At 60.1% G+C, this 14173-nt stretch carries 11 protein-coding genes; 8 read left to right on the top strand and 3 right to left on the bottom strand.

The features are described from left to right. Positions 1 to 12 precede the first annotated feature (12 nt). From ACR0EZ_RS05060 to ACR0EZ_RS05045, 4 genes are read left to right on the top strand one after another with little or no spacing between them, the layout of a single operon-like run. Positions 13 to 855, top strand: coding sequence for a SapC family protein (locus ACR0EZ_RS05060; RefSeq protein WP_480611538.1), 843 nt, complete (start codon positions 13 to 15; stop codon positions 853 to 855). After that, the gene (locus ACR0EZ_RS05055; protein WP_480611537.1) at positions 842 to 2185 is read left to right on the top strand and encodes a TolC family protein; all 1344 of its coding nucleotides are present in this window, start codon (positions 842 to 844) and stop codon (positions 2183 to 2185) included. Before ACR0EZ_RS05060 ends, ACR0EZ_RS05055 begins: the two co-directional genes overlap by 14 nt. Further along, a complete protein-coding gene (locus tag ACR0EZ_RS05050; protein ID WP_480611536.1) occupies positions 2182 to 4329 on the top strand; it encodes a type I secretion system permease/ATPase in 2148 nt (715 codons plus the stop codon). Before ACR0EZ_RS05055 ends, ACR0EZ_RS05050 begins: the two co-directional genes overlap by 4 nt. Next, positions 4313 to 5623 (top strand): HlyD family type I secretion periplasmic adaptor subunit, encoded by a 1311-nt coding sequence (locus ACR0EZ_RS05045; RefSeq protein ID WP_480611535.1) that lies wholly within the window; start codon positions 4313 to 4315, stop codon positions 5621 to 5623. Before ACR0EZ_RS05050 ends, ACR0EZ_RS05045 begins: the two co-directional genes overlap by 17 nt. A gap of 166 nt (positions 5624 to 5789) precedes the next feature. On the opposite strand, the gene ACR0EZ_RS05040 is transcribed toward ACR0EZ_RS05045, so the two are convergent. From ACR0EZ_RS05040 to ACR0EZ_RS05030, 3 genes are all read right to left on the bottom strand, one after another. Next, on the bottom strand, positions 5790 to 6491 hold the full coding sequence (locus ACR0EZ_RS05040) for a response regulator transcription factor (protein ID WP_480611534.1): 702 nt from the start codon (positions 6489 to 6491) through the stop codon (positions 5790 to 5792). After that, entirely contained in the window at positions 6488 to 8356 is a 1869-nt protein-coding gene (locus ACR0EZ_RS05035; RefSeq protein WP_480611806.1) for a PAS-domain containing protein, read from the bottom strand. Before ACR0EZ_RS05035 ends, ACR0EZ_RS05040 begins: the two co-directional genes overlap by 4 nt. A gap of 131 nt (positions 8357 to 8487) precedes the next feature. Continuing rightward, a complete protein-coding gene (locus ACR0EZ_RS05030) occupies positions 8488 to 10017 on the bottom strand; it encodes a sulfatase-like hydrolase/transferase (RefSeq protein ID WP_480611533.1) in 1530 nt (509 codons plus the stop codon). A 235-nt stretch (positions 10018 to 10252) separates the two neighbouring features. Between ACR0EZ_RS05030 and ACR0EZ_RS05025 the strand changes: the two genes are divergently transcribed. Genes ACR0EZ_RS05025 through ACR0EZ_RS05010 form a run of 4 tightly spaced genes read left to right on the top strand, consistent with a single transcriptional unit; the run spans position 10253 to position 14169 of the window. Beyond that, positions 10253 to 11377 carry an ABC transporter permease gene (locus ACR0EZ_RS05025; RefSeq protein ID WP_480611532.1) on the top strand — a complete coding sequence of 375 codons (1125 nt, stop codon included), beginning with the start codon at positions 10253 to 10255 and terminating at the stop codon, positions 11375 to 11377. A gap of 1 nt (position 11378) precedes the next feature. Next, positions 11379 to 12194 (top strand): ABC transporter ATP-binding protein, encoded by an 816-nt coding sequence (locus ACR0EZ_RS05020; protein WP_480611531.1) that lies wholly within the window; start codon positions 11379 to 11381, stop codon positions 12192 to 12194. Between the two features lie 5 nt (positions 12195 to 12199). Beyond that, positions 12200 to 13516, top strand: coding sequence for an MlaD family protein (locus ACR0EZ_RS05015; protein WP_480611530.1), 1317 nt, complete (start codon positions 12200 to 12202; stop codon positions 13514 to 13516). Beyond that, the gene (locus ACR0EZ_RS05010) at positions 13513 to 14169 is read left to right on the top strand and encodes an ABC-type transport auxiliary lipoprotein family protein (protein WP_480611529.1); all 657 of its coding nucleotides are present in this window, start codon (positions 13513 to 13515) and stop codon (positions 14167 to 14169) included. The genes ACR0EZ_RS05015 and ACR0EZ_RS05010 overlap by 4 nt, the downstream gene beginning before the upstream one ends. Positions 14170 to 14173: the final 4 nt, after the last annotated feature.

Here is a 14173-nt window from a genome sequence, read left to right as displayed (position 1 = left end):
CGCGAGGCGGTTATGACTCAGAATGGTTTATACCCGGTCAGCTTTTCCCGACATGGGCACAGGTCGTGGCGGCGCTTTTTGTCATATGCGTTCGCCCGGTACCGCACCGAGTGTCCAATCGTGGAAACAGAGGTTTTCCAAGCGGCGGCAAACTTTCCGATCGCGTTTCGGGATTTGGGAGCTGGTCCTGAACCTGTGGCTCTGCTGTCCATGATGCCCGAAGTTGCATCACCGTTTGTCTCTGAAACTGGCACCTGGCTGGCCACATATGTCCCGTCTGCCCTGCGCTGTCCCCCGTTTCACGCGGGGCAGCACGCGGCAGATGAGTGTACCGGTTCAAAACAGTTTCACCTGATGGTCGATGAAACACTGGGTCTTGTCTCTGACGACTCTGACGGAGAGGCGTTTTTTGACAGCTCGGGTCGGCTGGCTCCGGAACTGGAAAAAGTATGCGCCTTTCTCCGGGCTAGGTCATATGCAGTCAAGGAAACGCGCAGGCTTTGCCAGATCATTGATAAGATGAAGCTTTTTTCGCCCCTGAGAGATTTTCAAGGGATACGGTTTCCAGACAGGCTCCTCACCGTGGACGCGGATGCGCTGAAAAAACTACCGCAATGTCAAAGAGCGGCTCTGACAGAAAGCAATGTCTGGCGAATGATACACGCCCACCATCTGTCCCTGCAGCACGGGGCATGGGTACTGCGCGCGCAACACCGGTTGAGCCAGCCTTCACCGACTTCGGAGCACGATGCGACTTCTGGTGTCGCCGGGTTTCTGGATGCAATGGCCGACGCGCATCAACTCAATGCGACTGTCTACTACTCCGAACCGGAGGACCTTGATGCCGCAGGTTAATCGAAACCTCCATCTGATTTCCGCCCTGATCCTGGCCTGCCAAATCGGTGCCTGCACGCCGGTGCCGGATCTTGCGCCGGAAGAAGCCTCGTTCACTGGCGGCTTTGCCGGGTCCGGGGCCGTAAGACCTTCGGCAAAACTGACACAAAACAGTTTTGGCCAGCGGGTGCGAGCCGCCGTGGAAACCAGCCCGGTTCTGGCCCAAAGCGAGACCGGCATCGCGGTCGCCACGGCAAACCAATTCGCGGCCAGGGGTGCGTTCTTGCCGCAGGTCTCGCTGGGGCTAAATGCCCGATCCGAACGCGTTGACTCTGACATTGCCGATGTCTCTCCCTACCTCCGCGTGTCGCAATTGGTCTACGATGGCGGCGCAGCCCGCGGGGATCTGGCGGCCGCCCGGGCGCGAGTTTTAGAGAGCCGTGGAAATCAGATACAGACAGCGGCAGCAACGGCTCTGGCCGCCATAGAAACCTATGTGCTGGTTCTGGACAGCCGAAAGATCCTTGAGATTACCGCCCGGAATGTAACGGCGCATGAGGATCTGGTTCGTCAGATTTCAAGCCGCGCAGCCAGCGGGGCAGGATCGAATGCCGACGTGCTGACGGCACGCTCACGCATGGCAGACGCCCGTACCCGGTTCGCCGACGCAAAAACGCGGGCTGATCGGGCAGAAGCGCGGTTCCGCGAGGTCTTTGGCACCCCTGCCGGTGTTCTGTCCGATCCCGTCCCAGCGCCGATGCTTGAACGCAGCGATACTCAGATCGTGCTCGAAAGCCCTCAGGTCCGTCGGGCGAATGCGGGGTTAGTCGCCGCCAAAGCCGAATGGGCGACGGCACAAGCCCGCCGTCAACCGGACGTTCGCGTCGCAGCCTTTGCCAATCAGGACGACAGCCGCGACGCCAATTTCGGTGTCGATCTGGCCTTGAACTACGAGCTCGACAGCACAGGACAACGCCGCGCCGCCATTGCCGCCGCCGAAGCCCGGGTCAAAGAGGCCGAATTCGCACGGGAAACACTGGTTCGCGAGATAGGACGCGAACTGGCCTTCATCCGGTCGGACCAGAAAGCAGGCGCTGAACGTTTGGGGGCCGCCCGTTCTGCGGCGCTTGCCAATGCCGAAAGCCTCGAGGCGACGCGCGCGCAATTCACAATCGGGCGCCGCAGCCTGATCGAAATTCTGGATGCGCAGCTGGATTATGTGAATGCACAAGAACGCCTGATCCTGTCCGAGCAGAGCTTTTTCCTAACCAACTACGCGGCGCTGAGCCTGACGGGCGACATTCTGGACCTGCTTGGCATTTCACTGAAAGACCGGAGGGAAGATCAATGACCGGGCCTGTTGAAACATCCGACCCCTCTGGACCGACCGCGTATGAAGCCTGTCTTTTGAACGTGGCTGCAACGCTGGACAGGCCACTAACCCTGGCCGCTTTGCACGCAATTCAATCGGGCGTCGAAGACGATCTTGCAATACGAGACATCATGGCAGTAGCCCACCGCTCGGGGCTGCAGGCGGCCTATGGCGCGCGGAAACTGGGCAAATTTGACGACACTCTTGTGCCGGCCATTCTGTTTCTGCAAGACGGCAGGGCCGTTGTCTATCATGGGCGAACAACCACAGGTGCGCTGCTTGTTTTTGACCCGGAGCTTGGCGAGGGCGTCGGCGAGGTTTCCGAACAGAGCCTGACCGGGACCTATACCGGTTACGCCATCTTGTTTCGCCGCGACAATCGCGACGAACCATCTGTCGACGCGGGTGGGGTTAACGGGCACTGGTTCTGGTCGGCCCTTGCCGCCAACCGCTGGTCATACACTCAGGTGGCGCTGGCCGCCGCACTGGCAAACCTGCTGGGTTTGTCGACATCGGTCTTCATCATGGTTGTTTACGATCGGGTCTTGCCAAATGAAGCAACGGCATCCCTGATCGCGTTGACGACAGGGGTTTGTCTGGCGCTTGTGTTCGATTTTGTCCTGAAACTGCTGCGGGCCGGGTTCATTGATCGGGCAGGCCAAAGGGCCGACATGTTTATGGGCCAGCGTGTTTTCGACAAACTGCTGAACATTCGAATGAAATCGCGCACAGGATCAACCGGAGCGATCACCAGCACCATTCGCGAGTTCGAAACCTTGCGCGAGTTCTTTACCTCGGCAACTCTGGTCGCGGTGGTCGATCTGCCCTTCATCGGGCTGTTCATCTTTGTGATCTATCTGGTCGGCGGGCCGCTTGCCCTGATACCGGCTCTGGCGGTTCCGATTGTTCTGATATGCGGCCTCGCCGTTCAGCCCGTCTTGTCGCGCATGGCGGAAAAGAGCCTAGCGGACGGTCAATCCAAGCAATCCATTCTTGTCGAGGCGGTCTCGGGTTTGGAAACCATAAAGACTACGGCCGCCGGACGGCTGATGCGGGCACGATGGAAAACCGCGATTGAACGGCAATCCGCGCATGGTGCGCACAGCCGGGCGGTTACTCAGTTTGCCCTAAACCTGACGGGCTTTACGCAGCAGGCCGCGCAGGTCCTGATCGTTTTCTGTGGTGTGTTTCTGATCACGGAGGGTCAGGCCAGCATGGGCGCGTTGGTTGCCTCCGTCATGCTGACCGGCCGCGCCCTAGCACCCTTGGGGCAACTCGCCCAAACGCTGACCCGCGCCAATCAGGCGCGCAGCGCCTACCGGAACCTTGATGCGCTGATGCGGGCCGAGAGTGAAAGGCCGGATGGGCGCACCTGGATCAGCCGGTCCAGCTTCAAAGGCAGCATTTCTTTCAGCAATGTCCACTTCGCATACCCGGATCAATCCGAGGATACGTTGAATGGCGTGTCCTTCACGATCAACCCCGGTGAGAAAGTTGCAATTCTCGGGCAAATTGGGTCCGGCAAGAGCACGATAACACGTCTGCTTCTGGGGCTTTATACGCCACGGGTTGGGTCGGTGATGCTTGATGGTGTGGACATCCGCCAGATCGACCCCGGCGAACTGCGCCGCAATATCGGCTCGGTATTGCAGGATATTTGGCTGTTTTCAGGATCAGTACGGGACAATATCACCAGTGGCGCAATCCGCCCTCGCGATGAAGACCTGATCGAGGCGGGCCGCATTGCTGGGGTGGAGGAATTCGTCGCCCGGCATCCCGGAGGCTACGACCTTAGCATTGCTGAGCGGGGCGAAGGCCTGTCGGGCGGTCAGAAACAGGCTATCGCTCTGGCCCGCGCGTTGATCGGACGGCCTCCGGTTCTTTTGTTCGACGAACCGACCAGCGCCATGGATGTCAAGACCGAAGCAGAGGTCGTACAGCGTCTGAAGAACGCCACCAAAGACAGCACCATGGTCATTGTCACCCACCGAACCAGTCTTTTGGACTTGGTCGATAGGGTCATTGTGATCGAGGGCGGAAAGATCTGCGCCGATGGACCGAAAAGCCTGCTGTCGCAACGCACTCGCCGCGCGGGGAGGCATCTGAATGTCGCAGCATCCTGATCTGGCAGCACTTGCGCGCGAGATGCGTGGCCGCTCGCCCCTGCGGGGTTCGATCCTGCTGCTGGCGATTTTATCCTGTCTGGTATGCGCCGGAATTTGGGCTCACCTGACCGAGTTGGACGACGTGACGCGCGTGGACGGTCGGATCGTCCCTTCGGGAGACGTGCAGGTGATCGAGGCCACGGAACCCGGGGTCTTGCAGTCCTTGCACGTGCGCGAAGGTCAGGTTGTGGACAAAGCTGCCCTGTTGATGGAACTGGATGCCACCCAGATTGACAGCCAGTTGAATCAGGAACAACAAAAGGCCTTTGGTCTGATGGCCCGTGTGCAGCGACTTCAGGCTGAAATCGACGAAACGGAGTTGCAATTTGAAGCACGACTGATCAAAGGCGCGCCGACGGTCGTGCGTTCGGAAACCGCCTTGTTTCAGGGGCGGATGGCAGAGTTGCAGGCGGAAATAGCGATTCTGGAACGCCAGCGGCAGCAACGGCACCGGGAATACGAAGAAGGCCTGGTGGATCAGGTCACCGCCGAGGAAACCCTAAAGGTTCTGGCCGAAGAACGCGCAATGATGGCTCCGCTTGTGGAAAGCCGGATGGAACCCGCAACGACCCTTTTGGCCCTGCGCCGCAGCGAGGCCGAATGGAAGGGGCACAAAGTCAGGGCCGAAGCCGCGACCAGCCGGCTCAAATCCGGTTTGACCGAGATTGACGATCGCATTCGGGCCACGCGCAGCCGGTTCCGCAGCGCCGCGTTGACCGATCTGGCCTTGGCAACGGCAGAACTGGCGGCGCTGCAACCCACCCTGCCCGCCTTGCGTGACAGGGCCCTGCGCGCGCAGGTCCGATCGCCGGTGCGCGGGATCGTCAACCGCATTCACCGCACCACAATCGGCGGGCTGGCCCGAAGCGGCGAGGAACTTATCGAGATTGTCCCGCTGGACGATTCTCTGTTGGTCGAAGCCTATGTGCGACCCGAAGACATCGCCTTTTTACATGCGGGCCAGAAAGTCAAAGTGAAGATAACGGCCTATGATTTTGCCCGCTACGGCGGTCTGGAGGGCGAGATCATTCGCATCGGTGCCGACACAATCACCCGATCAGAGCGCAATGATGAGGAAGTTTTTGTAGTGGAAATCCGTACCAGCAACACGATGCTGGACGGAAATGGCGTCGCCGTCGAGATAATCCCGGGCATGATTGCCGAGGTCGACATGCTATCAGGAAGAAAATCGGTTTTGGATTATATCATACAGCCGGTTGTGAAGATCAAAGATCAGGCTTTGCGGGAATGAGGTGCCGTCAACGATCGGCAACCAACGCGTCGTTCCGTTTCACCGGCGCATGGCGGATGTTCACGGCAGCCGGGCGAGGAACCCCCCTCACTTGATCCGGCTTGTTGCAGTGAATACGCGCAATATCAGTTGCGTCAGAATGAAGTTGCGCGAGGTGATCCAGTGCTCATCGCCAATTCACGTCGCCAAGAAAGATATAGCCTGCTCCGTAAATAGTCTTGATCAATCGGGGGTTTTTGGGGTCTTCGCCCAGCTTGGTGCGCAGACGTGAAATCCGGACGTCCATCGCCCGGTCGAAACTCTCACCCGCGGCACCCCCCAGCGTTTCCTGCATCTGGGCGCGGCTGATCAGTCTTTTGGGGCTTTCCAGAAACAGACGCAGGACTTCTCCTTCCGCGTGGCTGAAAGTGGTTTCGGCCCCGTTAGCATTTTCCAGAACGTACCGGTCGAAGTGGGCCGTCCATCCGTTGAAGTCCGCAACGTCAGATCGTGCAGTCCGCGCTTGCGGCGACCGCAATCTTGCGCGGATGCGCGCGACGACCTCGACCGGGTCGAATGGTTTGGTGATGTAGTCATCCGCCCCCAGTTCAAGCCCCGTCACCCGATCCTGCACCTGCGCGCGACCGGAAATGATGATGACTGCGGCCCCCTGTTCCAGCGCCAGCCGGTGAACCAGGGCCAGCCCATCTGTATCCGGCAAAGACAGATCCACCAGGCACACGTCGGGTGTGACGCTGTTCAGGGCGGCCTCGAACTCTCGCGCCCGTGAAAAGCTTTGGGTCCGAAACCCCGCATCTGCCAGCGTATCGGTAAGAATGCGCCGAATCTCAGGCTCGTCGTCAAGAATGGTCACAAGCGGTTGGGTCATGAGGTCGTCTCGGTTCGGATCAGGGCGGCCAGTTGTGCCCGTGTAAACGGTTTGCGCAACACAGGCGCAAGGGCAAGCGCTTGCCGGTACAAAGGGTCCGAATCCGGCAGAGATGTCATCAGGATGCAAGGCAGCCCGGACCTGATCGTTTTCGACAAATCGAGCCCGGTGCCTTTGCCTTCCAGAAGGACGTCGGACAGTATCAACCCGATGTCCTCCACGTCCCGGGCAAGGGCAAGCGCCTCGTCTACGGATGTCGCCTCGATCACCGAAAAGCCCAGTTCAACAAGCATGTCCCGGAACTGGCCACGCAGGTCGGCATTGTCCTCGACCAGCAAAACCAACCCGTCCTGTACCGGCGGCGCAGGCCGGTAAGGCAGTCGCAGGATCACGGACGCGCCAGAGGGTGTGTTGCGCAAATTCAACCCGCCACCCGCCAGCTTGACCGTGTCGTAAACCATCGGCAGGCCCAGCCCCGAGCCTTTGCTGCCTTTGGTGGTGAAGAACGGGTTCAGCGCCTTGTCCAACGCCTCGGCCGAGAAGCCGGGGCCGGTGTCGGAAACGGTGATTTCGATCCAGATCGTTCCGACAGCATGGGCACTGATCGTGATCTGGCCGGTTGCCCCGCAGGCATCCCGCGCATTCAGAATAAGGTTCAACAGCGCATCCTGCACCATGCCCGGATCCAGCATAAGCGCCTGATCCGGCAGGTTGTTGACAACCGACAGCCCCATCCCGCGCGGCAAGGATGGGGAGGCCAGGACCCGCAAGTCTTCAAGCAGGCCCTTCATATCGGTTGCCTGTGGCTGCGGCGTGCGATTGCCGGTCATGTCGGCGATGCGGTTCAGCAATTGCCCGCCACGCCGCGCGGTTTGCTGTGTGGCGGCGATCAGCTCTTTCGCATCATCCGGCAGGTCCATCCTGTCCAGCCTGGCCTGCATACCCAATATGATGGTCAGCAGGTTCGAAAAATCATGCGCCAATCCGCTGGTCATCTGCGCCGCCAGGGCGCGGCGGCGGGTCTGCTGCAGGGCAACGCGGGCCTGTGTCTCTTCGGTGATGTCCACAGACATCACATACACGCCCCCTGCACCGTCAGGTGTGAACGAAACCCGGATACGCCGCGCGTCCTGATCTTCGGTAAACTCAAAGACCGAGGTTTCACCGTCATAGGCCTTTTGCAGATGGGGCTCGACCCGGGCGAAGGCATTGGCCCCGAGCGCGTCCGAGATATGCATGCCCAGTATGTCCGAGGGGCGGCTTGGCAGAACCGAACTGAGCCGGCGGTTGGAATAGTCATAGCGCCCGTCGCCATCCAGATGCGCGATATGAGCGGGCATCATTTCGGTCGTCATACGCGTGCGCGCTTCGATCTCGGTCAGTTCGCGCTTGGCCTCTTCCAGCGCCGAATTGGTCGCCGCCAACTGCCGGTTGGCCGCCGAGAGCTCTTCGGCGTGGCTGAGAACCTGATCGGACAATTCCTCGGACCGCGCCCGCAGCAGGTCTTCGGCCCGTTTGGTGCGTGTGATGTCGGTGTAAACCGCGACCCAGCCGCCTTGCGGCAGCGGCGCACCTTCGACCGAGATCACCTGCCCGTTGGGTCTGACGCGCTCCAGGTAGTGCGGCTCGAAAGCCAAGGCCTGGGTGACGCGCAGGTGCACGATTTCGTCGACATCCACATCGTCGCCATATTCACCTCGTTCAGCGATGAAGCGGATTGTATCGGCAAACAACGCTCCGGGCTGCACAAGCGCGTCCGGCAGATCGAACATTTCCTGATAGCGCCGGTTGCTGACGACAAGGCGCAGATCGCTGTCACAGATCGACAGAGCCTGACCGATCAGGTTCAGACCGGCGGTCGTCATCGCCTTTACCCGCTGTTCAGAGATGTCCAACTCAGCCCTCCGCTGGCTCAGGCGTAACACCAGAACACGTGCAGGTGTAGAGGGTCCGGGGCAGGAATTCCAATTCGCCCCCTGTTTGCCCCGCGCTGCACCTAGTATCTGGGTTTGGAAGTCGCGCCTTGCGCAGTGATCGCGTGCAGCGACAGCGTGTGATCCATGTTCCGCATCCGGTGCCGCAGCATCTGCCGCCCCAACCGCGCAAGGTCTGCGGCAAACTCAGGCCTGCGCGCCACATTTTCGAACTCTCCCTTGCCCTGATGGTCGAACAGGATCGGCGGCAAATCGGCTGCAAACTCAATCAGGGTGAAGCGGTCGTCCCGCAATATGCCAAGGCATGAGTCACTATTCCCGGTGCCCAGCCGTTGTTGCCACAGCGTCGGCTTTTCAGGTTTGGCAAAATCCAGTTCGCTAAAGGAATAGCTGCGCCAGTCTTCGGGTATGCCTCCCTGCAGCAATGGCAACAAGGACCGCCCGTCCATCGAATTGGGCACCGGCTGGTCCACCCAGTCCAGAATGGTGGGCGTTATGTCGATCGATTCCGTGGGCACCGTGACCGAGGCCCCGGCCTGTGCCTGATTGCCCGGCATGCGGATCATCAAGGACGTGTGATAGGCCGCGTCAAAGACCGTCATCTTGCCCCAGCTATGGCGATCCCCCAGCATTTCCCCGTGATCCGCCGTGATCACCAGCAGCGTGTCGTCATATTGGCCGCTGTCTTTGAGGTACCGGATCACCCGGCCAATGTGGTGGTCGACCTCGGTCGCCAGACCCAGATAAACGGCCCGCAAGGTGCGCAGGTTGTCATCGGTCGGTGCGACTTCATCAAACCCGTGCACGAAATCCCGGGCGGTGGAACTGTCAAGCGCGGGTCCAAAAAACGGATGCAGATTCCGTTCGTCTTCCTCGCCAAGCTGCGCAGGCAGCGGCACTTGCGCCGGGTCATACATGTCATTGTAAGGCGCGGGCGCGACCAACGGCGGATGCGGGCGAATGTAAGTAAGATGCGCGAACCAGTCCTGCCCCCGGCGCGGCGCAATGTCACGCAGAAACGCGTCGGTCAGAAAGGCGGTGTCGCTGTGTTCGGCCTTGTACAGCGCGGGGTCGTTCAGCTTGGGCGCACCACCTATTGGCGACACCGGTTTGTACAGGTCCCAATAGGTGTCGAAACTGTATCCCTTGTCCATCAGATAGGCCCGCCAGGGATAAGATTCCTCGAGCCGCATTTCGAGGACTTCCAAAAAGCCGGCCATCGGCTGTTCATAGGACCTGAGCACGGGGTCATTCGGGTCATGTACACGCGGATCGGCCGAGGTATCGGTATAGCCGAACAACATCGGGAAATACCCGGCCCTGCGCATCTCGGTGGCGATGTTCGGGGTATCGTGGCGCAGCGGCGTGCCGTTGCGCACGGACCGGTGGTTCATCGCATATTGCCCGGTCAGTATCGACGCGCGCGACGGGCCGCAGGGGTTCGTGACCGAGAAATGGCGGGTGAAGGTGACGGCCTCGTCCATGAACGCCCGCAGATTGGGCAATTCCACATGGTCAGCCAAGGCACCGCTCAGGCAGTCGGCCCGCAATTGGTCGATGATGATGAACAGAACATTTCCGGCCCGACGCATGCCACAATCCTCGATTCCGCACCCGTATTTCGACGCGGACTTTGGAGCGGTTCCCGCGCCCGCGCAACAGAATAGTCGGGCCATAATTCATTAGTTTAAAGTTTCTTACGCCCGATATGGCGCATGTGCCCGCCCCCCAAAGGACTGTCGCCCAGACGCAATCTTGTCTGGTCAATTCCCGGTTGGGTCACATAAACCCGTTGCAGCGAAACCGTGTTTCAATTCACATGTCCACATGACGGCACCGACAATCACATCCGAGCCAACCGCCAACGGCACAAATGTGCAGATTGCCGGCGAAATGCTGACACGATCCCTGGCATCGGTCGAGGCCGCCTTTGCTGCCGTTCGTCCGGACAAGGGTCAGGTCACGCTGGATTTGACGAAGGTCGAAGCGCTGGACACAGGCGGGGCCTGGCTGGTCGCGGATCTGGCCCGGCGGTTTACGGGGCAGGGGGCGCAGTTACAGTTTCAGGGCGTTCAGCCAGCCCATGCGGCGCTGATCGATACCGTCTCGCAGAACATCCCCGACGATGCCGGCACACTCGCCCCGCCGCGCAGTTTCACCGACTGGGTTGAACAGGTCGGCGAAAAAACGGCCGGAGGGTGGAAAGACACCCTGTCCATGCTCGAGTTTCTGGGCCTGACGCTGCACAGGCTGGCCCGCACCCTTGTGATGCCCTGGCGCCTGCGCCGGGCGGCGCTGGTCACGCATATGGAGGAAACGGGGTTCAAAGCCCTGCCCATCGTCTCGCTCATGGGGTTTCTGATCGGTGTCGTGCTGGCCTTTCAGGGGGCCACGCAGCTGAAACAGTTCGGGGCTGAGATTTTTGTGGTCGAACTGATCTCGATCTCGATCCTGCGTGAATTGGGCATTCTGCTGACCGCCATCATCGTTGCGGGCCGGTCCGGTTCGGCCTTTACCGCCTCGATCGGGTCGATGAAGGTACAGGAGGAGATCGACGCAATGCGCACCCTCGGCCTGGACCCGATTGAGGTGCTGGTCATTCCTCGCGTGCTTGCCCTGCTGATCACCCTGCCCATTCTGGGATTTGTCGCCGATATCGCGGGTCTGTTCGGCGGCGCCTTGATGAGCTGGATTGATCTGGGCGTCAGCCCCGGCATGTTCATTACCCGGCTGAACGAAAACACCGATGGCTGGCAATTGGCAATCGGCCTGATTAAAGCGCCGTTTTTTGCGGTGACCATTGGCGTCATTGCCTGTTGGCAGGCGATGCAGGTCAAAGGGTCGTCGCAAAGCGTGGGGCAGAGAACCACCGCCTCGGTCGTGCAATCCATTTTCATGGTAATCGCCATCGACGCGCTGTTCTCGATCTTCTTCTCCGAGATCGGCGTCTGACATGGATGGCACGGTTCAACAGCAGACCACCCAGACCGGCGCACAACGCGAGGCGGTGATAAGGGTGCGCGGGCTGCGCAACCAGTTCGGGCCGCAGGTGGTTCACGAAAACCTCAACCTCGACGTCTGGCGGGGCGAGGTGCTGGGCGTTGTCGGCGGATCGGGGACCGGCAAATCGGTGCTGCTGCGCACCATTGTAGGGCTCAACAAACCCGCCGCAGGCAGTATCGAGGTTCTGGGCGTCGACGTGCTGAACGGCCCCGAAGCGGATCGGCGGCGAATCGAACGGCACTGGGGCGTGGCCTTTCAGGACGGGGCGCTGTTCTCCTCGCTGACCGTGCTGCAAAACGTGATGGCCCCGCTGCGCGAACATACCGGCATCAGCGAGAAACTGATGGAGGCGCTGGGGGCGCTGAAAATCAGCCTGGTCGGGCTGCCGCAACTCAGCTGCGGTAAATTCCCGTCCGAGTTATCCGGTGGTATGCGCAAACGTGCGGCCCTGGCGCGGGCGCTGGCCCTGGACCCCGAGATCGTGTTTCTGGACGAACCAACCGCCGGATTGGATCCGATCGGGGCCGCCGCCTATGACGAGTTGATTGGCGAGCTGCAAAGCGCGCTGGGACTGACGGTTTTCATGGTCACGCATGATCTGGACAGCCTTTACGCAATTTGCGACCGCATTGCGGTACTTGCAGAAAAACGCGTCCTGGTTGAAGGTCCGATAGAAGACATGACCAAGGTCGATCACCCTTGGGTCCAGGAATACTTCACAGGCCCCCGCGCCCGCGCGGCGCAAGAGAAGGGGCAGGACAGGTAAAGGCAATGGAAACCCGGGCGAATTACATTCTGATCGGCGCGTTCACCCTTGCGGGCATTCTGGGTGTGTTCGCCTTTTTCCTGTGGCTCGTCAAATTCGAAGTGACCCGCCAATACGCCTATTACGACGTGCTGTTCGACAATGTTTCGGGCCTGTCCGCAGCCGGTGGTGTCAGCTTCAACGGCTTGCCGGTCGGACAGGTGATTTCGCTGAATCTGGATGAAGACGATCCGGCCAAGGTGCGGGTGCGCATCGAAGTGGATGCAGACATACCGATCACGGATGAAACGATTGCGCAATTGCAATCGCTGGGCGTGACCGGCGTGGGCTATGTGGAACTGACGGGCGGCTCCGCCTCGGCCCAGCGGTTACCGCAGGACAGTGTGATCAAGAGCAAACGCAGCACGATACAATCCCTGTTCGAAGGCGCGCCCAAGGTGCTGGACGAAGCAGTCTCGCTGCTGGAAAAACTGAACTCGGTCGTGGATGAGAAAAACCGGAAATCCGTGTCCGAGATTCTGGACAATCTGGCCTCGGCCACAAGCCGTCTGGACAAGACGATGACGGATTTTGAATCCGTGTCGGGGAACATCAGTGACGCCGCCAAGAATATCGGCGACTTTACCAAGCGGCTGGAGCCGATGATCGAAACGGCTGAGACCACGCTTGCAACGGGGACCGAAACGCTCAAAAGCGTCCAAACCGCGTCCGAGTCCGCGAAAGGGGCGTTGGATCAGGCGCAGGAAACGCTGCGCACGGCAAATCAGGTCATCGGCGAAGATGTCAGACCCTTTATCGAAAAGGGCTCGCAACTGGCGGAACGGCTGACCCGCCTTTCGGACGAAGCCAGCGTGAGCCTGGGTGTGGTCACCGAAACCGTCCTGAACGCGAACACCACGCTGGGCTCGGTCACGGCCACGATGGAGTCGGCCAAGGCGACGCTGGCCTCGGCCCAGCGGGCGTTCGACACGGCCAACCGGGTGATCGACGAAGACGTCGCCCCGGTGGCCGAAGATATTCGCAACGCCGCCAATCAAGTCACCGAGACCGTTTCGAACATCACGGAAAAGCTGGATTCGATTTCCGACAATGTGCTCAAAGCCTCGAACTCGGCGTCCGAGCTTTTGGGCACCATTGACGGCATCGTGCAATCCAACCGCCGTCAAGTTTCGGACTTCCTGCGCGTGGGTCTGCCACAGTTCGTCCGCTTTATCGAAGAGTCTCAACGGCTTGTCATCAGCCTCGATCGCCTTGTAGACAAGGTCGAGCGTGACCCGGCACGCTTCCTTCTGGGCACCCAAGCATCGGAGTTCCGTCAATGATCAGGCCGCTACTTCTACCCCTGATATTTGCAGCGCTTGGCGGATGCACCGGGCTGGATACGCTCAGGCAGGCCTCGAAACCCAATGACCTGTACCTGCTGACGCCCAAAAGCACCTTCTCATCCTCGCTGCCGCGCGTTGGGAAGCAGATCGTGGTGCAGGAACCAACCGCAACGGCGGCGGTCAACACCGATCAGATCGCGATTCAGCCCACGCCGCTGCAGGTCCAGTATCTGCCGCAGGCCCGATGGGTGGACCGCGCGCCCCTTATCGTCCAGTCACTGCTGGTTGAAAGTTACGAGAATTCCGGAAAAGTCGCCGCCGTTGGACGCTCGACCGTTGGCCTGCGTGCCGATTATGTGATTGTCCCGGATTTGCGTGAATTTCAGGGGATCGTGGTTGGCGAGACTGCGGATTCCAAAACCGTGCGCGTCGAAGTGCGCATAAATATCAAGATCATCGACGAGTACGAAGACAAGATCATCGCATCCGATTCATTTCAGGAATTTGTGGTGTCGGCCAGCGACAAGACGCCCGATCTGGTCGAAGCCTTTGACATCGCCCTTGGCAAAACGATGCGGGACGCGGTGGAATGGAGCATTCGCAGGATCAATACCCATGCCGCCAACAATCCGCGCTCGTCGCCCAGCTAGTCTG

It is taken from the genome of Ruegeria sp. AK4 (assembly GCF_056541025.1).
Note: the sequence above shows the minus strand (reverse complement) of the source record. Positions and strands in the feature narration are given on the sequence as shown.